At 46.9% G+C, this 21,501-nt stretch carries 19 protein-coding genes; all 19 read right to left on the minus strand.

The window, feature by feature from the left end:
* Positions 1–7 precede the first annotated feature (7 nt).
* On the minus strand, positions 8–2,254 hold the full coding sequence (locus tag RH45_RS05260; RefSeq protein ID WP_008074619.1) for a flagellar hook-length control protein FliK: 2,247 nt from the start codon (positions 2,252–2,254) through the stop codon (positions 8–10).
* A 122-nt stretch (positions 2,255–2,376) separates the two neighbouring features.
* Complete coding sequence (fliJ, locus tag RH45_RS05265) at positions 2,377–2,817, minus strand: flagellar export protein FliJ (protein ID WP_008074621.1); 441 nt, start codon at positions 2,815–2,817, stop codon at positions 2,377–2,379.
* 6 nt (positions 2,818–2,823) lie between these two features.
* Entirely contained in the window at positions 2,824–4,146 is a 1,323-nt protein-coding gene (fliI, locus tag RH45_RS05270; RefSeq protein WP_008074622.1) for a flagellar protein export ATPase FliI, read from the minus strand.
* On the minus strand, positions 4,146–4,946 hold the full coding sequence (gene fliH, locus RH45_RS05275) for a flagellar assembly protein FliH (RefSeq protein WP_008074623.1): 801 nt from the start codon (positions 4,944–4,946) through the stop codon (positions 4,146–4,148). Before fliH ends, fliI begins: the two co-directional genes overlap by 1 nt.
* A 23-nt stretch (positions 4,947–4,969) precedes the next feature.
* A complete protein-coding gene (gene fliG, locus RH45_RS05280) occupies positions 4,970–6,028 on the minus strand; it encodes a flagellar motor switch protein FliG (protein ID WP_008074624.1) in 1,059 nt (352 codons plus the stop codon).
* Complete coding sequence (fliF, locus tag RH45_RS05285; protein ID WP_008074625.1) at positions 6,021–7,769, minus strand: flagellar basal-body MS-ring/collar protein FliF; 1,749 nt, start codon at positions 7,767–7,769, stop codon at positions 6,021–6,023. The genes fliG and fliF overlap by 8 nt, the downstream gene beginning before the upstream one ends.
* 16 nt (positions 7,770–7,785) lie before the next feature.
* A complete protein-coding gene (fliE, locus tag RH45_RS05290; protein ID WP_008074626.1) occupies positions 7,786–8,097 on the minus strand; it encodes a flagellar hook-basal body complex protein FliE in 312 nt (103 codons plus the stop codon).
* A 97-nt stretch (positions 8,098–8,194) separates the two neighbouring features.
* Positions 8,195–9,601: a sigma-54-dependent transcriptional regulator gene (locus RH45_RS05295; RefSeq protein ID WP_008074627.1), complete on the minus strand. Its 1,407-nt coding sequence runs from the start codon at positions 9,599–9,601 to the stop codon at positions 8,195–8,197.
* A gap of 2 nt (positions 9,602–9,603) precedes the next feature.
* Positions 9,604–10,662, minus strand: a complete 1,059-nt coding sequence (locus RH45_RS05300) for a sensor histidine kinase (RefSeq protein ID WP_008074628.1) — start codon at positions 10,660–10,662, stop codon at positions 9,604–9,606.
* 124 nt (positions 10,663–10,786) lie between these two features.
* On the minus strand, positions 10,787–12,253 hold the full coding sequence (locus RH45_RS05305; protein WP_008074630.1) for a sigma-54 dependent transcriptional regulator: 1,467 nt from the start codon (positions 12,251–12,253) through the stop codon (positions 10,787–10,789).
* Between the two features lie 256 nt (positions 12,254–12,509).
* Positions 12,510–12,920 carry a flagellar export chaperone FliS gene (gene fliS, locus RH45_RS05310; RefSeq protein ID WP_008074638.1) on the minus strand — a complete coding sequence of 137 codons (411 nt, stop codon included), beginning with the start codon at positions 12,918–12,920 and terminating at the stop codon, positions 12,510–12,512.
* 13 nt (positions 12,921–12,933) lie between these two features.
* A complete protein-coding gene (locus RH45_RS05315) occupies positions 12,934–13,257 on the minus strand; it encodes a flagellar protein FliT (RefSeq protein ID WP_008074640.1) in 324 nt (107 codons plus the stop codon).
* Complete coding sequence (gene fliD, locus RH45_RS05320; protein ID WP_008074643.1) at positions 13,244–15,265, minus strand: flagellar filament capping protein FliD; 2,022 nt, start codon at positions 15,263–15,265, stop codon at positions 13,244–13,246. The genes RH45_RS05315 and fliD overlap by 14 nt, the downstream gene beginning before the upstream one ends.
* Before the next feature lie 20 nt (positions 15,266–15,285).
* The gene (flaG, locus tag RH45_RS05325; protein ID WP_008074645.1) at positions 15,286–15,714 is read right to left on the minus strand and encodes a flagellar protein FlaG; all 429 of its coding nucleotides are present in this window, start codon (positions 15,712–15,714) and stop codon (positions 15,286–15,288) included.
* 69 nt (positions 15,715–15,783) lie between these two features.
* A complete protein-coding gene (locus RH45_RS05330; protein ID WP_008074647.1) occupies positions 15,784–16,917 on the minus strand; it encodes a flagellin in 1,134 nt (377 codons plus the stop codon).
* A gap of 299 nt (positions 16,918–17,216) precedes the next feature.
* The gene (locus RH45_RS05335; protein WP_008074649.1) at positions 17,217–18,350 is read right to left on the minus strand and encodes a flagellin; all 1,134 of its coding nucleotides are present in this window, start codon (positions 18,348–18,350) and stop codon (positions 17,217–17,219) included.
* Positions 18,351–18,613: 263 nt separating this feature from the next.
* Positions 18,614–19,747: a flagellin gene (locus tag RH45_RS05340; RefSeq protein WP_008074651.1), complete on the minus strand. Its 1,134-nt coding sequence runs from the start codon at positions 19,745–19,747 to the stop codon at positions 18,614–18,616.
* A 124-nt stretch (positions 19,748–19,871) separates the two neighbouring features.
* Complete coding sequence (locus tag RH45_RS05345; RefSeq protein WP_008074652.1) at positions 19,872–20,774, minus strand: Dyp-type peroxidase; 903 nt, start codon at positions 20,772–20,774, stop codon at positions 19,872–19,874.
* Between the two features lie 82 nt (positions 20,775–20,856).
* Positions 20,857–21,315: a DUF2919 domain-containing protein gene (locus RH45_RS05350; protein ID WP_008074655.1), complete on the minus strand. Its 459-nt coding sequence runs from the start codon at positions 21,313–21,315 to the stop codon at positions 20,857–20,859.
* Between the last annotated feature and the right edge of the window lie 186 nt (positions 21,316–21,501).

Below are 21,501 nucleotides of genomic sequence, written 5' to 3' on the forward strand. Positions count from 1 at the left end.
TTACAGTTTAAGCGTAATAACTAATTCCATCACGCTTTGCAGCGACATTCAAATCAAGATTGATGTCTGGTTCAAGGTTTTCTTCACCTAACTGCGCTTGATTGCTGCTACCTTGACCAGTTTGCCCCTGTCCACCAGCAGCGTATCGATTTTGCTGCTGACCACTCGCTTGCTGCTGTACCGAGGTATCCCCCAGTTGAACACCTTGCTGAGCGAGCATTTCACGTAAACGAGGCATAGATTGTTCTAGCACATCTCGCGCTTGCTGATTCGCAACCGTAAAGTGAACCGTTGCCCCATCACCATTCATGTTCATGCGGATCTGCATTCGACCCAATTCTGGCGGGTCAAGGCGAATATCAATATTTTTCAGGTTCTTAGATAGCATCATCTGGACACGTTCTGCAACTTGTTCTCCCGCCATATCTCGATTAAGTTGCAAAGGAACTTGCTGGGCCGCTTGTTCTGCGCGTGCCAAGTTTTGAGCATTAGCGGTTTGCGAAACGCCCGCAGCTTGAGACAACTGCTGTGCAAAACCAGATTCTCCCGCCGAACCAGCGTCTGGCTGTGTTGCCTTACCGTTCGCTAATGTGCCAACCGCCTTTGCGCCCATCGCCGCTTTAAGCATGGCTTGTTCACTCATCGCAGAGTTAGCGGCTACATTAACCGGTGCACTCGCAGCAGCATGCGCCATCGCCTGAAGTTGGTTAGCGGTCACCTCCGAGTTGATTGCTGGTGCGGTTGCGGCATTAAGCTGAGCAGTGGCATTCATTTGAGTTGCTTGCTGTTGAGTCAATGCTTGATGGACAGATTGAGCAACGGCCGCTTGCTGAGCTTTGCTGTGTTGTTGAGTCTGCAGCACAACATCGTCAGCAATCACAACTTCCTCGCTTGCGCTCGCCCAAGGAATCGCCGCAGTGGTAGCACTAGCTGCTAACGTCATATCAGTCGCTACATCAGCCGTGCTGGTCGCAGCTTCGCTCACCTCAAGGCCTTGTGTCGCAGTCCGAGCCATCATAACAGGCTCGCCTTTAGTCGATTGCAGTTTAGATTCTGCGACTTTGGCACTCGCAGTACCTCCAACTAGCGCAGAAGTCGCAATAGATTGCGCGTCAGACTCGCTCTCACTTGATTCCACTTCAGCTAAATCAGTTGGGCGTGTTTGAACAGGCGCACCATCGACCATTTTCAGTTCAGCGCTTGTCTGAGCCTTTAGCGCCTCTAATTCAGATAGCTCAGAGGCATTTTCTACTCGCTCATCGCCCTGAATAACGATTTCTTCACCATCGACAACAATCACTGGTTTGGCATCACCAATCTGATCTGACACTGCCCCTTTTTCAGATTGTACGGCTTGACCAGCAGTAACGAATTTATCAACCGCGACGTCTTGAGAACTGGTTTGCGTTCTCGCAATCTCGGCTTCTATTCGCTCTTCGTCAGACGTAACAACCTTGTTGCTTTCAATAAAAGGCTTGGCAGACGCAGGAATCGTTGCAAGTGGCTCTTCATCACCAACCGCTTGCACTTGGTCTACGCTCAAATCCGCCTTAGCGCTAGAGTTCAACCTTGGTTCAGTAACGAGTTCAGGGTTAACGGCACTCTCTTGAGCAAGCTTCTCTTGTGGATTGATGGTTTGGCGGCTTTGCTGTGCGTTGGATTGTTCAGCCTCATCGCTCACTTGAACGACAGCTTGCGACTCTTGAGGCAAAGCCTTGCCGCTAGAGTTTTGCAGTGCACTATTAGACTGATCGAGCCGCTTTAACACTTCTTCATTGTCGGCAATGATTTTTTCAGCTTGCGTCGACGTTGTTTTCTCTTTGCTAGACTGCGTAGCAGCTTGGTCTATAGCCTCTTTATCACCACGCACTGGCACATTTTGATCAGGCTCTGACTCGGTGCTGTTGGCAAGTTGTGGATCGGCTTTCGTCGGCTTTTTAGCGCCATCGGCCTCATCGGCGGATACATCACCATCTTCACTAAGTAACTCATCAACCGACGTATTTTCTGCACCCAGTGTATTTTTGACCTCCACATCCCCTTCGCTACTCTCTGGAGATTCTGTACTGGTCGTTACTTCAGCTTGCTCCGCTTTAACGCTTTTCTCTCCCTCTGAAGACTCACCTTTGATTAAAGCAGACAATTTGGCAAAAAAACCTTGTGAAGAGGCTTCTTCACTGACTTCACTACTGCCATCAGTCGCAACTTTTGTCGCTTTAGGGCTATCAGTAACGGTTGATAGATTTATATTCATAGTCAAACACCTGCGCAAGCTGAACGGTAAGCTCGATTAAGGCGGCAAATTGCCGTGCCGAAAACTAAGTTTGCATAATCTACTGCAAGAAGTGAGCCACATCACAGGAAGGAAGGGTGATGTTAGTTCGATAACCGCCGAGAAAACTGTAAGGTCGCAAACTCATCCATCTGTTTTTGCTCGCGTGCATTTTCTAAATGGACTTTTTCTTTTTGCTTTTTCTCTATTAACCACTCATAAGAGCGACGTTGTTTACGGCTTTCTAACCAGTTCTGTTCACAGCTTTGAACTTGATCTTTGAAGTGCGTTTCGGCCTGCTTTTGCTTAGCTAATGTTTCATCTAGCGTAGTCAAGAAGCGATTGAGGTGGCTATATTGGCTCGCAGTCAGTCCTTGTTGCCCGCGCTCTACAAGTTGCTTGCAGTAATCGAGGCGGTATTTTTCGATCTGTTCAAGTTGCTGATAGTAGCCGTCCAGTTCGGTTCTTGCTTGAGTAAGCGCCAAGACCGCTTGATTCTCTCGCTCTTTGGCTTGCTCTAATAGAAACTCAAGTGCATTATCCATCTCCGGTTACTCCCCTTGCAGCAAACCACGCAGCATATTGACACACATATCGTATGGCACGCTCTCTTTCATTGCTTGTTGCAAGTAGCCGTCCAGCTTTGGCTTGATGGTGAATGCACCATCAATCGCAGGATCGGTTCCCGGCTTGTAAGCTCCGATGGAGACAAGATCTTGGTTTTTACGACAAATAGACAGCACTTGGCGCACAGCTTTTGACATCAACACATGCTCTTCGCTGGTGATTTGTGGCATCACACGACTGACCGACTTCTCGACATCAATCGCAGGGTAATGCCCGGCATCGGCCATTTCTCGAGACAAAACGACGTGACCATCCAGAATAGCCCGTGAGGCATCTGCGATTGGATCTTGCAGATCGTCCCCTTCCGTCAGCACAGTAAAGAAGGCCGTAATAGAGCCTTGATCAGGGCTGCCATTGCCCGCACGCTCTACCAGTGCAGGGAGCTTGGCAAATACAGAAGGTGGATAACCTTTGGTCGCTGGCGGCTCACCAACCGAGAGTGCGATCTCACGTTGAGCCTGAGCAAAACGGGTTAATGAATCCATGAGAAGTAGCACATCTAACCCCTGATCACGGAAGTACTCAGCAATAGTCAGCGCGGTTTGACAGCCTTTCAAGCGCATAAGCGGTGAGGAATCCGCAGGAGCAGCAACAACGACCGAACGTTGCCGTCCATCAACGCCTAAGATTTCTTCAATAAATTCTTTAACTTCGCGTCCACGTTCACCAATTAGGCCAACCACGACCACTTGTGCAGTGGTCCCTCGGGTCATCATTCCCAGTGTGACAGATTTACCCACACCAGAGCCTGCAAAAAGACCGATACGTTGACCTTTACCCACAGTCAACAGGCCGTTAATGGCCTTGATACCTACATCGAGAGGCTCTGAAATCGGTTTTCTTGCGAGGGGGTTAATTGGGTCTGCATTAAATGAAGCGCGTTTTTCAGTATAGATTGGGCCGAGGCCATCAAGAGGGTTACCGACACCGTCAATAACGCGGCCCAGCAATTCCATTCCAACAGGTAGACCCGTTTCGCTGGTTAACGGAGTCACTTTCGCACCGGGAAGTACTCCCGTGATCTGCTCGCTGGGCATCAAATAGAGATTATCACCAGAGAAGCCGACCACTTCCGCTTCCATCTCACCATGCATGGTTTCGACACGACACAAGCTACCAATTGGGGCACGACAACCTGTCGCCTCTAACGTCAGACCGACAACACGTACTAACTTACCTGAGGCAACTGGGCGACAAGTTAAGCCTTCCGTTTTGTATTGAGTCAGGCGTTCTGCGAGCGCTAACACTACTCACCACCTTGGTGACGATTCACCCCACAGAAACTTTGGATGACACTGCGAATGCGTTCTTCCATTCGATAGTTTACACTCGACTCTCCCGCTTCAATCTGCACATCACCGCGATTGAGTGCAGGCTCAGACATTAATGTCCAGTTACGGAAATCTAATTCTTCTTCTCCGTATGAGGAGCGAATGATTTCGACGTCGTCTGGGTGAAGCTTAAGAGTGATGGAATGTCCAGAAATAGGCAGTGATTCTACCGATTGCTTAATGGTATCTAGAATCACTTGCGGATTGGTTTGAACTTCAACATGGACCACCTCTTTGACGAGCGTGAGCACCATATCGACGAGCTGTTTTTCTACTTGGGCGTTCATCAACTCAAGAGGTTGAGCAAACTGATTCGCGAGGCCAACAAAAGTCTGTACTTGCTGTTGGATAAACTCTTGGCCAGAAGCAACACCTTCCAACTTTCCAGCTTCTACGCCTTCTTGATGTCCCTCTTCTAAACCTTGCTCTTTGCCTTTCTCGTAACCTTGCTTAAAACCAGCTTCTTGGCCTTGGTGCAACCCCTCCTGATACGCTTGCTGCTTGATCAATTCGATTTCTTGATCGGTCAGCTCAACAGGGGCCTCCTCAGTTGGCTCTGGCAAATTGGGCATCCAACTGGGGTCGTAGTTCATCGCGGTCTCTTTCGCTTTCGCACGCGTGTCAGAGGTATAGTCTGGCATACCCCAACGCTCCGCTTTCTGAACAACTTCGTCATCATCTAAACGCAAAAAACCGCGCTTTCTATCCCCAACCATAGTTGCCTACTTAATTGCTATTGTTACAAGAATTCATCTGCACCGCCGCCCAGCATGAGCTCACCTGAGTCAGCCATTCGACGAGCAATCGCCAGAATCTCTTTCTGCGCAGCTTCCACATCCGATACCTTAATCGGCGGCATCGCTTCAAGGTCATCACGCATCATCTCAGCGGCACGTTTAGACATATTCTTAAAGATCTTCTCACGCAGTCCCTCATCAGCACCTTTCAGTGCACGCTGCAATGCGTCTTGAGGAACATCACGCAGCAATTTTTGAATACCTTGATCGTCCACTTCGATAAGGTTCTCGAATACGAACATAAGATCTTGAATCTGCGTAGCCATATCTTCGTCTTGGTCGCGGATCTGGTCCATCAAAATACCTTCGACGTTGTTGTCCATGTAGTTCATGATCTCGGCTGCTGCCTTCAGGCCGCCAATCTTGGCCGCTTGCGCACCTGCTTGACCAGCGAACTGTTTCTCCATGATTTCGTTCAGCTCCGCCAGTGCAGAAGGCTGAACTTCTTCAAGGTTAGCAATACGCATCATCAAATCGAGACGGTCACGCTCAGCAAACTGAGACAAGATTTCCGCTGACTGATCCGGTTCAAGGTAAGACAAAACGATGGTTTGAATCTGAGGGTGTTCATTGATGATAATGCTGGCAACTTGACGAGGGTCCATCCATTTAAGTGAATCAAGCCCCTTAGAGCCGGTGCCCAATAGAATTTGGTCGACCAAGTTGTTCGCTTTGTCTTCACCAAGGGCTGCCACCAATGCGTTACGCATAAAGTCTTCGCTGCCCATACCAATGTTGGTGTATTTTTGGATATCCTCCAAAAAGGCGCGATGCACGGCACCGACTTTGTCTTGGCTTAAGTCAGCAGCACGCGCCATGGCACTACCTACTCGTTGAACTTGTTTGGGTTCAAGGTGGCGAATAATACCCGCAGCGTCTTCTTCGTTAAGACTTAACAACAGAATCGCCGCGCGCTCTTCACCCGGAATGGTTGATATATCCACGGTGTTCTCAACTACCTCACCGCCTTCCTCTTGCTGGGGTACTATTTCGTTAGGCATCTTGCATCCAATTCTTAACTACCTGCGCCGCAAGCTCTGGCTCATTCGCCACCAGCGCTCGGACTGCTTTCAACACGTCTTCGTCTTTGTGTAAGTTCGGCAAATCAATACTTGAACCAAACTCGAATAGCTCACCACCTTCTAGATCACTACCAATCAAGCTAGTTTCACCGTCCGCGCCAATCGGCATTCCGTCTGGGCCGTACAGTTGATCATCATCTTCATCAGAAGCAGGGTTGAGCAGTTTCTTCATTGCTGGGCGAACCAAGACAAGGACAACTACGATTATAACCAGCGCACTTGCAAACCAACGAACCCAGTCGTTGAAGTTAGGGTGTTCCCAAATTGGCACATCGGCCATCACTTCAACTTCAGGTTCAGCAAACTGCATGCTCAATACATTCAACAGGTCACCACGCGCTTCACTGAAACCAACAGCACCGATCAGCACTTGACGGATCGACGCCAAATCGGCTTCAGACAACGGTTGATAAGTGGTTTCGCCGGTATCTGGGTTAACGATGGCACGATTCTTAATCGCAACCGCTACGGTTTGGCGATTGACCACCCCAGTTTGGCGACGTTCATGGCTTATCGTGGTGTCGAGTTCAAAGTTTCGCGTGGCTTCTTTATGCACTGAGCCTTGGCCTGTTCCGCTACCATCTTTCATTTGCGCGACATCTTGAGGGATAGACGCATCAGCAGGAGGTTGGTTACTCAAGGCACCCGGTACGCCAGCTACAACACTCCCGTTATTATAGTCCTCCAGCGTGTATTCGCTGCGGGTGGAAGGGGTATTGGGGTCAAAACTTTTACGCGTTTGTTCAACTGCACTAAAGTCGAGCTCAATATCAACTTGAGCGGTATAGTTACCGAAACCTAAAATAGGGATAAGAACAGAATCAATTTTGTCACGAAGCGCTTGCTCTTGTTTACGTTCTAGCTCGTGCTCTTTACGACGAGCCGCCGACGCTGGGTCTTGAGAGCCTGAACTGAGCAAACGGCCGTGCTGATCAGTCACAGTGATGCGGTTTGGCTTCATTCCAGGAACCGCACTCGAAACCATATCAACAACGGAATCCACTTCTTCTTGCTTGAGATTAGCGCCTGTTTTTAGGGTGAGGAACACCGAAGCCGACGCTTCTTGATTGTGTCGTACGAATACGCTCTGTTTTGGTAGGGCGAGTAGCACACGTGCTTTTCGCACCTGCTTCATCTCTTCAATCGCTTTCGACAGTTGGCGTTCGCGACTGAGCTTTAAGCGTTCTAACTCTAAACGTTGTGAAACGCCAAAGCCCATATCTTGCAGCAAGATATCATCGCCGGCGTTTTTCTCTTGGTTTAACCCTGCACGGACCATATCCAATCGCAGTGAATTGTACTCACTTGTCGGTACCAAAATAGTGTTGCCGTCGAGCTTGTATTCCATCTTTTGTTGATCAAGATAATCAAGAACAGGGATCAACTCCTCGGTTTCATACGCACCGAGAGGGCGCATCTCTGGCTCTTTTACCCAGAAAAACAGCATCACGATTAACGCGACACAAATTGAGATCGAGAGAACCAACACCACCTGACGCAGTAGGTCGAGATCGCCAACGGCCATATCAAATTTAGAACTGCTTTTCTCATCCAGATCTGGATTCTGCACACCTGAGTCCATATCAGATGTGGCCAGCATAGTGCTGTCAGCACCGCCGTCAGCTACAGTAAGGTCTGTTGATTGGTTTTGCTCTGACACAGATGGCACCTATTAATTACACTGGCATGTTCATCAATTCTTTGTACGCTTCAACAAGTTTGTTGCGTACTTGGATGGTTGCTTCAAATGCAACGCTAGATTTGTTGCGCGCAATCATCACATCAGATAGAGAGACGTTTTCATCACCACGATCAAAACGCATTTGTAAGTTACCCGACGCCTTAGACAAGCTGTTGACGTTATTGATTGCGTTATTGAGTAACTCACCAAAATCAGCACCGACGGTCTGCCCGGTTGCCGCAGGTTTAGTGTTACCCGCTTCAAACATCATTGCTTGCATTTCGCTTTGGAAACCATCAATTTTCATCGATACCTCGGTCGTCAACTCTTTGACTAGAACTATTGTTGTATTTATGACGCTGCAAAGTGTGTGCCACTTCCATTTGAGCATCGAAAATAGCATGTTAGTTTGGAATATCAATCCCTGCATCACGCATTTTTGCTAACTTGTAGCGCAAGGTGCGTGGGCTGATACCTAGCTTTTCCGCCATCTCCTTACGACGGCCATTACACTCAACTAAGGTTTCAAGAATAATGGCGAACTCTTGGTCTCTTAGTTCACCACCTAATCCATTACTCGAGGAAGCAAGCTTGGCACTATCGGGTTGGGCAACTGGCTGGATTGTAGGAACAACCGTATCAGAGTTTTCGACCACCTGCTGCAGACCTGAAGCATCTTGCCAATCCAAGCCTTCTAACAGAATATGCTCAGCGCCAATTCGATTATTTTCACTCAAAATCAAAGCGCGCTGCACCACGTTATCCAACTCTCGGACGTTACCCGGCCATGTATACGCAACAAGCTTATTCGTTGCTTCAGCGCTCAGCTCAGGCACAGGCATACCTAACTTTTTACAGTTACGTTCAATTAAGTGCTGCGCGAGAGGCTGGATATCCCCTCTTCGCTCACATAGCGCAGGCCAAGCAATTGGGAATACGTTCAGACGGTAATACAAATCTTCGCGGAAATTGCCTTCTTGCACGTACAGCTTTAAGTCTCGGTTACTGGTAGCTAACACGCGCACATCAAGTTTAATACTCTTACGACTGCCCAAACGCTCAACCTCGCGCTCTTGTAGCACACGTAATAACTTGGCCTGCAGGTTGAGGTCCATCTCACTGATTTCATCCAGCAAGATTGTGCCACCTTGAGCCTGCTCAAACTTACCCGGACAAGCTTGCACCGCTCCAGTAAAGGCACCTTTTTCATAACCAAACAGTGTCGCTTCCAGCATGTTGTCTGGAATTGCTGCACAGTTAATCGCAACAAACGGCCCATCTTTACGATTCGAGGCGTTGTGAATGTAGCGTGACATTACCTCTTTACCAGAGCCACTTGGCCCCAATACCATGACGCTAGCATCTGTCTTAGCGACTTTATCCGCCAACGCGAGAAGTTTGATGCTCTTTTCATCGGCAACGACTGCATCGCCGTTGTCATCAGACTTAACAGGAGCGTAACGACTCACCATATTTAGCAAGACTTCCGGCGCAAATGGCTTTGCCATATAGTCGATCGCACCATCTTTCATTGCCGACACTGCATCTTCAATATTGGCATACGCGGTCATCAATAAAACCGGCAAGTTGGGCCAATGCTGCTTGATATTGCGAAGGAGGGCTAAGCCGCCCATACCAGCCATTTGCACATCAGATACCACGATATCGACATTGTTTGCTTTCAGTTTCACCAACGCATCTTCGGCACTGTCGGCTTCTAACCATTCGTATCCGGCTAAAGCGAGCGTATCGACTAGGGCTTCGCGTAGACCTTCATCATCTTCAACGATCAGTACTTTGCTTTGAGCCATTGTTACTCTCCAGTCTCTATTTGTTGCTCAGAATTAGTGTGGCGCTCTAGTGGAATACACATGGTAAAACATGCGCCATCACCTTGTTCCGAAATCAGCTCTAACCTTCCGTCATGCGCACGACAGACCATTTGCACTACCGCCAAACCAAGGCCGGTGCCCTGAGATCGCGTAGTGAAGAAAGGTTCCATAATTTTGTTTTGCAGTTCTTGCGGTACACCAGGGCCACTGTCTTGTACCGAAATTTTTAGCTCGTTATTTACTGGGCGGAAAAACACATCAAGTTGCGACTCTTTACCCGCAATTTGAATCGCATTCATCACTAAGTTACTTAGCGCAGATGCAATGGCATTCGCATTACCTAACAATTGCGTTTGCTCTTGTTCCACTTCAATAAAGTAGTCAATTTGGTTGTTCTTTAATGCCGTCTCTACCATAGGTGAGTACTCGGCAACTAAATCAGCAATAGTAAACGGTTTAACCACCTTGTTATCCCCGCCTTTCGCAAACAGCAGCATGTCATTCACTTGTTTTTCCAGGTCATGCAGGCGGTCCATCAGTTTAGTCTGAAATCGATCTTTGGTCGCAGGAGGAAGGTTAGGTGCCGCTAAGTTAGATGCATATAGCATAGCGCTCGATAGTGGCGTGCGCACTTGGTGAGCCAGTGAAGCGACCATTCGGCCCAACGAAGAGAGGCGCTGTAAGTCACTGATTCTAGATTGCAATAAGCGAGTCTCAGTCAGGTCAGTAATCAGGATCAGCTGGCCCGTGGTTGACGCAGATATGGCCAAACGCACTTTTCTACCATTGCGTAGAGAGATTTCATGTCCGTCATCTTCTCTTGGCGCAAAAGCTTGCTGAATTACCTCAAACCATTTTTCCCCCACCAACGGCACCTCCAATAAGCGCTGCGCTTCTGGGTTAGCTTCACAAACGGTACCTTGAGTATCCAACAAGATAACGCCAGCGGGCATCACATCCAGCACCTGCTGATAGCGTTCGACTTGTTCTTCTAATGTACCAAGTGGGGTTTGATTTTCAGTGACTGAACTGGGCTGCATGACGTATTTCTGCCTTAAAAACTACAATAGCCTAACATACAAAAAGTATGCCAGGCTATTTTCTTTATTTTTCAGACAGTTAATACAAGGTCGATAAATTGACAGTCTTCTTTTGACGGTAAACTTAGCGTTGTAAGTTGTATTTACGCATCTTCTCAACCAGAGTAGTTCGACGCATACCCAGCATATCTGCCGCGCGCGCAACAACACCACCTTGTGCCTCTAGCGCCTGATTGATCATATTGACCTCAAGCTCTGCTAACATCTCTTTAAGGTTGACCCCCTCTGGTGGGAGATCTTGCGGTGCAGACTCATTGTCTTGGAACAAGTCGCTTGACTCTAAACTGAAGTCTTCAGAGAAAATATCGTAGAACGCATCACGCTCTTGTTCTTCAACGGTTTGCGAGTTGCTATAACCAGGTTGGAACTCTGGGATATCGCTATAACGGTACTTGGTTGGCAGATGATTCACATCGACCAAGCTGTTCGGATACAGAATAATCATGCGTTCGACCAAGTTTGCCAATTCACGCACATTCCCTGGCCAATCATGTTCCATAAGCGAGTTGATTGAGCGTGGGGTAAAGCAGATTGGCTGTGCACCTTCTGCTTCCATGCGAGTCATAAGCTCTTGCAGCAACAACGGAATGTCGTTCTTACGCTCACGCAGTGCTGGCATTTCGATTGGGAACACATTCAAACGATAGTAGAGATCTTCGCGGAAAGACTCATCGTCAATCATGGTCTCCAAATTGCGATGCGTCGCGGCAATAACACGCACGTTAACGCGAATAGTCGTGTTACCACCGACTCGCTCAAAGCAGCGCTCTTGCAGTACGCGCAGGAGTTTGACCTGCATTGGCATTGGCATATCACCAATTTCATCCAAAAACAGTGTGCCACCTTCCGCTAACTCAAAACGTCCTTTACGCGAAGTAATCGCACCGGTGAACGCGCCCTTCTCATGGCCAAACAGTTCACTCTCTAAAAGGTCAGGTGGGATCGCACCACAGTTGATCGGCACAAACGGCCCACTACGGCGTGCAGAATGGTAATGAATATTACGCGCCACAACCTCTTTACCCGTTCCTGATTCACCTAAAATCAAAACATTCGCCTCAGTACTTGAGACTTGTTCAATCAAATGGCGAACTTCTTTGATGCCGAGGCTCTGGCCTACGAGGCTACGGAAAAGGGTGTTTTTTCGGGCTGAGGAAACGACATTCATTCCCTTACGACCAAGAAAATCTTTGCAGTGGCGTAAAGCATCGCTCAATTGCGGATAGTTCAGTGGGTAGTCCAACTCACCGACGTAGTGAGTCAACTCTTCGACTGGGTAAGCATGTTTACCAGCAACAAGTAAGGGGATATGGTTTGCTTGGGATAGCTTCTCGCTAAGGTTAGCAGGTAGCTTGTTGCCTGCTACGGAGCCAACGATGCACCCTGCCCATACCGACGTCCAATCAAGATCGTCGATTTGATCAGAGCTGATCGCTTCGCACTGCTCTCCAACAAATTCTAAAATATTACTGAGATTCGTTCGCGCTTGAGCGTCGTCCTCAATCACAAGTAGTTTCGCTAAACCTTGCATAGGTGAGAATAATTGCCTTTATTTTGAAACGTTGTGGCTGCTTTATGTTTTAAACGTCAATTCTAACTATAGAACAGAAATAACGATAAACAATTTATAAAATTCAGCACAAAAAAAGCCACTAGGCTAGTTAGTGGCTTCTATTCTATTTGATAAAAAAAATAAGGCAACCAAGCAATTAGTCGGTGTGATGTTAGCCCAAAACCAATTGGCGCAATTTTGGTTAGATAAGCAACTAATTGGTCATTAAGTGAGGTTAAATTCCTACATCTGATGCTGTCAGATTGTGATATTCGTTGGGAATTTGATCCCATGCAGACTTGATTTCTCGGATAATCTCAATGACATCATCGATTAATTTAGGATTATTCTGATGATTGGCTTCTGTGATCTGGGTGATCATGAACTCGTACAGCTGATCTAAGTTCTGCGCGATATCACCACCATCGTCCATAGATAAGCAGCTGCGCAAGCTGATGATAATATCAAGAGCTTTACCTAGGCGCTCACCTTTCACAGGTATGTTACCCTGCTCCATTGCCGCTTTACCTTGGATTAAACGCTCGATTGCACCAGCCATAAGCATCTGTACAATTTTATGCGGGGAGGCCGCACTCAGTTGACTATCAACTGATACCTTTTTATAAGCCTGTAGTGAACCACGCATAAACAACCCTCTTCTATAAAAATTTTTTGTATTGCTGTACAGAACGCTGACCATGTCGAAACTTTTGTAAAGACAATCCAACCTCATTGGTCTTAGCTTGCAGAAGTTCAACAACTGCTTTTGTTTCCTGAATCGCACTTTGCCACTGCGAAGAACGTGCCAATTCTGCGTCTCGTTCTATCAAGTTTAACAAGTTCTGCAATATCTGTTCCCTTGTATCGACCAAAAGTAGTAGTTCTTCAGTTTCAAATGAATCTTCCGTCACTATTGTCGAAATTTTGTGATTTAAATCACATAGGATTTCTATTTTCTGGCTGAATTCATTATCCAAGTGCATTCATCATTCCGGCTAATTGCGATTGCATTTTACTTGTTGCATCTTGCATCGCCGTAAATTTGGCATGGGTGCGTTTCTCCAAGCTTTCCATGCGGCGATCCAGTGCCGCTTGATCATCTTGCAGTTTATACGTGCGCTCAAGCATGCTTTTTTCACGAGTTCGAATGGAACCCGTCACACCAGTTAAGCCTTGAATTGCATCCTCAACTTTTTTCGCGAACCCCTGATTACCGCCAAAAAAGTCTTCAAGCTTGTTGAAGTTATTATTGAGCTGGCGATCCAGCATCTGGTAATTGATCTCCAAATTACCCTGACGCGTCGTGGTAATACCAAATTCAGTTAAGGTTTTTAAATCCTCAGGTGCAGGCTCAACTTGAGAAGAGAAGACCGACTTCAAACGCGCATCAGCGCTACGTACTACGCTGTCACCCGATAAAGGACCCGCCATACCCGTGCGCGGATCAACACCAGCCAAGTCTTTGGATAGTTGGTAAAACTGATTGTAAGCGGCGACAAATTTCTCGATGTCGTCACGGACACCTTGGCGGTCATATTCAATGTCTATTTCAGACACAGGCTTACCCGCTTCAGTGCGTCCTTTTAAGGTTAAATCAACCCCCTCAATGGCATCTTCAATGATGTTGTTATCACTGGATAGTTGTGCCACGCCATCGAGCATTACTTTCGCATCTTGCGCTGACTGAACTTCCGTCATCCCGTTGTAAGTATCGAAAGAGGACTGTGCCGCTTTTAAATCTTGTTGAGCTTTATCAACACGTTCCAAATACTCACGCTCTTCTTTGGTGAGTTTAGCGCGCTCAAGCTGTTTCGCTTCTTCCGGGGTTAACTCTCCGTTTGCGACTTTACGATCGAGTTCCGCCTTTTCATTGGCCAATTGTTGCTCGATTTGAGCTTGTTTCTCTTCGAGTTTGGCTTGCGCTTCTTTCGGCGTCACATATGAGTCGGTCAAGGTGCCTGAAGCCGTATTTGACCAGCCAGGAACATCACCGGATTTCTCCAGAGCTTTATCATCGAGCTCTGGTTCTGGTTCCCAGTAAGAGTCAAGTAAGGTTCCCGATGCCGTTTCGGTCCAGCCGGGAATGCGCTCTTCTGGCTTCAGATACTTATTCGCTTCAACCCCTGCTTTCGCCGCAGCTGCAGCTGCTTGATTTGATAGCTCGTTATCCGCACTGGCATCTTTGGCTGCATTAGGGTCGGCTTTAATTGCCGCTTGTTTGGCGTTATCGGCAATCTCTTGGTCGACAACTTTTGCCGCCTCAATGTTTTTTTGCGCGATCTTGTCTGCGAACTCTTGCTCTTTAGGAGAGAGAGGGACTAACAACTCTTGAGCGGCAGAGCGTGCTTTTTCTAAATCTTTAACACGCTGCTCTAGAGTTTTATATTCTAACTGCTTTAACGTATCACCAGGTTTGGCGTCAGCAGTAATGGACAGGTCGTTAACTTCACCAGATTTTGTCGAAGCAACGATTAATCGAGGGCCCTCGGTATCATTAATGATCGAGGCACGAACACCTGGGTTCGCTTTGTTGTTGTTGATGCCACGAACCACATCAACCAATTTTGAGTTTTCAGCAACTTCGACGGTAAATTTTTTGTCACCTAATGAAACCTGCAGCTTACCTGAGCCAAATTTTGCATCTTCAGGAAGTACATCAGAAGCAATCTTATGACTCTGAGCAAGCTGCAACACATCGATAGCATAGCGACCAGCGATGGCATCAGTGGTTGCTGTCGCCGACACGACGGTTTCATTTGTCGTTTCAACTTTTCTTGCAGCGAACGCCTTCTCTTGACGGAAGTTCGCCATCAAGTTTTTCATCGTATCCAGCGACTCTCTGAGTCGCCCATAGGCACTGATCCCGGTATCAATCCGAGTCCGCTCGTTGTCGATACGTTGCTGCTTTGGTACGCGCTCCGCATCTACAATCTTGCTGACCATGGAATTGATGTCCATGCCAGAATTCATCCCTATTGGGCCAAAACTCATCTAATCACCTCAAAATACGATCACACCGTCTGGTTAACTAGTCCCGATGAATATCGAGCCGTTTGTTCCCTTAGACGCCGTAGAATCTCCAACAGTTCCTCATCAGGAATCTGACGAATAATATCACCAGTATCCGCTTCGTAAATCGTCACGACATCCCTACCGGACTCTTCATCGACGCGAAATGATAAGCCTTTGTTGATTGACGAGATAAAATCATTCATCTGGTCAACCATCCTCTCCCGCTCTTCTCGATTGAGTTTCTCACGTTCTTTCGTCGCTTCGATAACTTTCTCGACTGCTTGAGCTGCGGATTCACTTACCTTTTCATTTACTTGCGGTTCCTTTATTAAGGAATCGAGCTGTACTCCATCGTTTTTTGAAGCAATTTTAGTGCCACTTTCTGAGCCGTAAGGCTGGATGTTCGATGTGTAGGATGAAATGTCCATAACAATCTCCCTTCCACCTTCAGGTCACAGCACAAAGCTGCTACCAATAAGCTCCGTCGAACCTATCGATTAACCCAACAAGCTAAGCGCAGATGATGGTGACTGCTTAGCTTGAGCTAGGATTGAAGTACTCGCTTGCTGCAGAATCTGAGATTTTGTCATTGCAGTTGTTTCTTTTGCAAAGTCAGTATCCAAGATACGGCTACGAGATGCGTTAACATTTTCATTGATGTTGTCTAGGTTGTTGATTGCGTGACCAAAACGGTTTTGGAACGCACCCAGATCAGCACGTTGGCTGTCGACGTTTTTCAACGCACCATCAATGATAGAAACCGCCATTTGCGAGCCAGCAACCGATGTCACATCAACATCTGCAACCGTCTTGCTTTGAGCATCACCAAAGCCGATCTCGCCACCCAGACCACCGCCGATATCAACATCAGTTGCGACTTTGTTGCTTGCAGCAAACAGCTGAAGCTTACCGTCTTCACCAACTGACGCTTTTACATCATCGCTTTGACCATTGATGTAAGTCGCCACTTGCTCAATATCATCACCCACTTTCGCGTTGATGGTCAGCTCTTTCTCTTCGCCATGTACATCAGTATAGCCAAGAGTCAGGTCTGTTGAACCCGCACTTACTGTCCAGCTTGCATCTTTGCCTTCTTCAGCAACATAAGCTTTACCGCCCATTTCAGCCGTATCAGAGCGCATATTACCCATGCTTAGCTGTACCGCTTCACCTGAGCTCGCACCGATTTGGAAAGATTGACTACCGTAAGTACCGTTTAGCAGCTTGTTACCACCAAATGAGGTCGTTTCTGCGATACGGTTTAACTCATCGTTAAGCGCTGTCACTTCCTCTTGGATAGCGATACGTTCTGAACGTGAGTTCGAGCCGTTAGATGATTGTAGCGCCAAGTCACGCATACGTTGCAGGATGTTGGTACTCTCATTCATTGCACCTTCTGCAGTTTGTGCAATAGAGATACCGTCGTTTGCATTCTTCACCGCCATGTCTAAGCCACGGCTTTGAGAAGTCAAACGGTTTGAGATTTGTAGGCCAGCAGCATCGTCTCGAGCACTGTTGATTTTGTAACCCGAAGACAGACGCTCCATCGATTTCTGCATACCTTCAGCTGCACCGTTCAGGTGTCGCTGAGCAGTCATCGCAGACACGTTAGTGTTTACGTTAATTGCCATATTTGATCTCCTTAGGCATTGGGGCGATGTGCCTTTGCGTCTCTCACCTCGCATCAGCACATCTCATTTCTCTCAATCCTTTAACGGCGGACTTAGATTAACCTTTAGGAGAAAATTAACTTTTTTACGATTTATTTGGCTTTAACAGCTAAAGTGTGATTTGGGTTCAAAATGGATTTCGACATCACTTTTTAATATCAATAACTTACAAGATTTAGTCGTTAAAGCGACTTATAAAGAATTTTTCAGCCCAAAACAAAAAATCCAGCCGAAGCTGGATTTTTTAATTGAGCTCTTGATTAGCCTAGTAGGCTTAATGCCGAGTTTGGCGCTTGCTTCGCTTGAGCAAGAATAGAGCTTGAAGCTTGCGATAGAATTTGTGACTTGGTCATTGAAGTCGTTTCTTTTGCGAAGTCCGTATCTTTGATTCGGCTCTTAGACGCATTCACGTTTTCGTTGATGTTGTCTAAGTTGTTAATCGCGTGGTTGAAACGGTTTTGGAATGCACCCAGTTCAGCACGGTGGCTATCTACATACTTAAGCGCAGTATCAATGATAGCAACAGATTCTTGAGCACCGCCTACTGAAGTCACGTCAATCGTGTCAACAGTTACCGCTTGACCATCTTGCATGCCTAGTTCACCGGCAAGGCCGCCACCGAAGCTTACATCACCTTCAACTTTGTTGTTGCCAGCAAATACTTGTAGTTGACCGTCTTCGTTTACAGACGCTTTAACCATGTCTGTTTGACCGTTGATGTAAGTAGCAAGTTCTTCAATGTCATCACCCGCTTTTGCAGAGATGTTGATCGTCTCTTCTTCGCCGCCTTTCGCTGTTAGCGTGATTGACAGGTCGTTAGAGCCAGCTTGTACTGTCCAGTTTTTGTCTTTTGCGTTTTCAGCCTGGTAGCTTGTACCGCCCATGCCAGAGTTGTCTGAACGCATGTCATTTAGCGTCAGCATTACCGCTTCACCATTGTCAGCACCGATTTGGAATGACTTAGTTGCGTAAGTGCCGTTTAGAAGCTTGTTACCACCAAATGAGGTCGTTTCCGCGATACGGTTTAGCTCATCGTTAAGCGCCGTTACCTCTTCCTGAATAGCAACACGCTCAGATTTAGAGTTAGAGCCGTTTGCAGATTGTAGCGATAGGTCACGCATACGTTGCAGGATGTTGGTCGTTTCGTTCATTGCACCTTCAGCAGTCTGAGCGATAGAGATACCGTCATTCGCGTTACGTACCGCTACATCTAGACCGCGACTTTGAACGTTCAAGCGGTTAGAGATTTGTAGACCCGCTGCATCGTCTTTTGCACTGTTGATCTTAGAACCTGATGACAAACGCTCCATTGACGTTTGTTGAGCATTGTTCGCGCTGTTTAGGTAACGCTGAGCTGTCATCGCTGATACGTTAGTATTTACATTCACTGCCATGGTGATTTCTCCAATTGATTTTCCGATGTTTCCGGTTTCCGACGTCTCGGAAAACCAAGTAGTTCTCTCAAAGTTACTTTTATTAACGGCGTGGTTGGGAAAACCTTGAGGATTTTTTTAAGTTTTTTTCGAAAAAACTGCATTTGGCGAGGAAAACGTGACCAACAGGAAAAAAACTTAAAAAAGCGTAATTTATTGCTAAAGCTTTCTTTTTGCCTGTCGATACATTTCTCTTTTATGAGAAAAATGAGTCTCAGAAATGACTAGCCTAATAAGGTTAAGGCTAAGTTTGGCTGCTGTTTCGCTTGAGCCAAAATTGATGTACTGACTTGTTGTAGTATTTGTTGCTTAACAAGCTGTGTGGTTTCTTTAGCGTAGTCGGTATCTTTGATCCGGCTATTCGAGGCAGCTAAATTCTCATGCACATTATCTAGATTGGTAATCGCATGATTAAATCGATTCTGCAGCGCACCCAATTCCGCGCGGTGGCTATCGACGTAACCAAGTGCAGTGTCAATTACAGACACCGCACGCTGAGCGCCACCCACATCTGAAATATCTATATTATCAACGGCTTCATAGCCCGCTAGATTCATCTGTAATTCGTTGGCTAAGCTACCCGAAAATGAAATCGTGCCAGCACTCTCTTTACCAGCCATAAATATCTGCAGCTGCCCTTCTTCATTAACAGAAGCCGACACTTTATCCGTTTGGCCGTTAATGTAAGTCGCAAGCTCTTCGATATCGTCACCAATTTTGGCTTTAACCTGAATGCTCTCTTGCTCGCCGAGTGCATTGGTAAATTCCATGTTGAGCACATGATTCCCTTGGCTCACTTGCCAGCTGTCACTCGCTTTTCCTGCCGCGATATAACTAAAGCCCCCCATATCGATGCTATCGGAGCGCATGTTTTTCAGCGACACTTGGACCGCTTCACCCGAGCTAGCCCCAATTTGGAACGAAGAAGATGCAAACGAACCATTGAGCAATTTTCGACCACCAAAAGAGGTCGTTTCAGCGATTCGGTTTAATTCGTCATTTAAAGCGGTCATTTCTTCTTGTAATGCCGTTCGCTCTGCTTGACTGTTTGAACCATTCGAAGATTGCAGTGATAAATCACGCATACGTTGCAAGATGTTGGTTGTTTCCTGCATCGCGCCTTCGGCAGTTTGCATGATGGAAATACCATCATTAGCATTGCGCACCGCCACATCTAAACCGCTCATTTGCGTTTCGAGCCGATTAGAGATTTGCAGCCCTGCGGCATCGTCTTTGGCACTGTTAATACGACTCCCTGAAGCCAAACGCTCCAAAGATTGGTTCAACAAATCGGTCGCAGTCGTCAAGTGACGCTGCGCTGTCATTGCAGAGACATTCGTATTTACAGTGATTGCCATTGTTGATGGTTTCCTTTTATGGGCTACCTTATGTATCGGCCTAACCTGTATTTCTTTAGGCAAATTGAATAAAAAAAGCCGAGCACTACGCTCGGCTTTTCTTCAATGGCTTATTAACCCATCATTATTTGATCGACAGCGATTGCAGCATCTCCACAGACGGAGCAAAGAAATACGCTCCAGTCACGGCTTTTGTAAATCGAAGAAGCTGGTCGGTCTTACCATCCGTTTCGCCATACATGCTTTCAAGCATCGCTTTAAAGTTGTGCAGTGTATTGCAGTAAGCAATGAACAACAGGCCATGCTCACCCGATACGCTACCGTAAGGCAGGCTGTGACGTACAATCTTCAAACCTTTGCCTTCTTCTTTAATATCTACGCGCCCAACATGAGACGCTGCTGGCACATCTTCCAACTCAATCGAATCGGGTTTAGTACGGCCAATCACCTTCTCTTGTGCCGACACATTCAAACGATTCCAAGAAGGTAAGTTATGAATGAAACGTTGAACCATGACATAACTACCACCCGCGAAAGGACCTTCTGGCACAATAGCAACTTCAGCGCGTTGTCCGTCTTTCGGGTTTTCAGTGCCGTCGACAAAATCTGTCATATCGCGAGAATCTAGGTAGCGATATCCATAGGTCTCATCCACTACCGTCACATTCTCTGATGCTTGAGCAAAGAATTTACGCAATAGATAAAAGTGCAGATCATGGCGGCTAGAGTGGCAGTGCAGTAACACGTCAACATCTGAGCTTGGAGCGACAACCTCACCTTGACCTAGTTGAGGGAAATCAATCAGCTCCGCCGGAGCCTCTAGATCGAGCTTACTCCAAAAAGCTTTTGTGAATGCGATGGATAAAGTCAGTTCTGCACCCGGCTGTTGCTCATTTAGCTCAGCGACTAGCGCTGGCAACGCTTGCAGTTGTTCGATCACTTGCTGCGGGTTTTGGTTGACTTTCAATAACGTGTATTGAGCAAATGGGCCCGCTTCAGGAAGAATGGCGCTCTGAGGGTTTGACATAGAGGAGTCCTCACATTGATGTTTTGCACAGTGTATTTTGTTTTATGTTCTTTATATTGATGCTGATCAGCGTCAAATCAAATCATGTCGTTGGTGGGTTATGAAAACTGTCTCTTACGCTTCGACTCTTAGTTACGTACAAGCCGAACCAGAGAAGAACGAGCAAGGTCACGGCATTCGCCCAGCTAAACGCGCCTTTTAACAGGTAAACATGATAAAGGCTTTGCGCAAACTGACTTGCGACGGTGACCAAGGTGATCCATTTTCCTAAACTTACGATACGGTTAATCCAGACTCTCTCTGGATTACGTAAGCTAATCAACCACATAAGCGCAATACTAGGCAGCCCCATCGCTAAACCTAAATACAGCATTGAGTGATCAGGATAGACAATGTTTAAGATTTTGCTGCCGCTTTCTCTACTCGCACCCGCCACAACAAACACAACCCAAGCTTTAGCCAAAAACAACCAGCCTAGCCATAACCATCTCGGTGCTTTTAAAAAGCCGTGTTTATCGTATTGTTCTATGGAATAACGCACAAATTTCTACAACATCTGTCTTCATTGATGTTCAATGTAACTGAATGCAGAAAAAAAACTATCAGAAATTTGTTAGCCTTGGCGGCGGGAGATGGATTTGAATGACAAAAGTAAGAATGCGACGAGTAACAAAACAGGCAGCCCCCAAAGCAAACCGTTTTGCCAAGAAAACGAGGTTATACAACA

This window comes from Vibrio sinaloensis DSM 21326 (genome assembly GCF_000189275.1).
GTDB lineage: Bacteria > Pseudomonadota > Gammaproteobacteria > Enterobacterales > Vibrionaceae > Vibrio > Vibrio sinaloensis.

Coding starts and splice junctions, on each gene's coding strand:
- RH45_RS05260 (WP_008074619.1), bottom strand. CDS start 2,254: ATGAATATAAATCTATCAACCGTTACTGATAGCCCTAAAGCGACAAAA.
- fliJ (WP_008074621.1), bottom strand. CDS start 2,817: ATGGATAATGCACTTGAGTTTCTATTAGAGCAAGCCAAAGAGCGAGAG.
- fliH (WP_008074623.1), bottom strand. CDS start 4,946: ATGGTTGGGGATAGAAAGCGCGGTTTTTTGCGTTTAGATGATGACGAA.
- fliG (WP_008074624.1), bottom strand. CDS start 6,028: ATGCCTAACGAAATAGTACCCCAGCAAGAGGAAGGCGGTGAGGTAGTT.
- fliE (WP_008074626.1), bottom strand. CDS start 8,097: ATGAAAATTGATGGTTTCCAAAGCGAAATGCAAGCAATGATGTTTGAA.
- RH45_RS05295 (WP_008074627.1), bottom strand. CDS start 9,601: ATGGCTCAAAGCAAAGTACTGATCGTTGAAGATGATGAAGGTCTACGC.
- RH45_RS05300 (WP_008074628.1), bottom strand. CDS start 10,662: ATGCAGCCCAGTTCAGTCACTGAAAATCAAACCCCACTTGGTACATTA.
- RH45_RS05305 (WP_008074630.1), bottom strand. CDS start 12,253: ATGCAAGGTTTAGCGAAACTACTTGTGATTGAGGACGACGCTCAAGCG.
- fliS (WP_008074638.1), bottom strand. CDS start 12,920: ATGCGTGGTTCACTACAGGCTTATAAAAAGGTATCAGTTGATAGTCAA.
- RH45_RS05315 (WP_008074640.1), bottom strand. CDS start 13,257: ATGCACTTGGATAATGAATTCAGCCAGAAAATAGAAATCCTATGTGAT.
- fliD (WP_008074643.1), bottom strand. CDS start 15,265: ATGAGTTTTGGCCCAATAGGGATGAATTCTGGCATGGACATCAATTCC.
- flaG (WP_008074645.1), bottom strand. CDS start 15,714: ATGGACATTTCATCCTACACATCGAACATCCAGCCTTACGGCTCAGAA.
- RH45_RS05330 (WP_008074647.1), bottom strand. CDS start 16,917: ATGGCAATTAACGTAAACACTAACGTGTCTGCGATGACTGCTCAGCGA.
- RH45_RS05335 (WP_008074649.1), bottom strand. CDS start 18,350: ATGGCAGTGAATGTAAATACTAACGTATCAGCGATGACAGCTCAGCGT.
- RH45_RS05340 (WP_008074651.1), bottom strand. CDS start 19,747: ATGGCAATCACTGTAAATACGAATGTCTCTGCAATGACAGCGCAGCGT.
- RH45_RS05345 (WP_008074652.1), bottom strand. CDS start 20,774: ATGTCAAACCCTCAGAGCGCCATTCTTCCTGAAGCGGGCCCATTTGCT.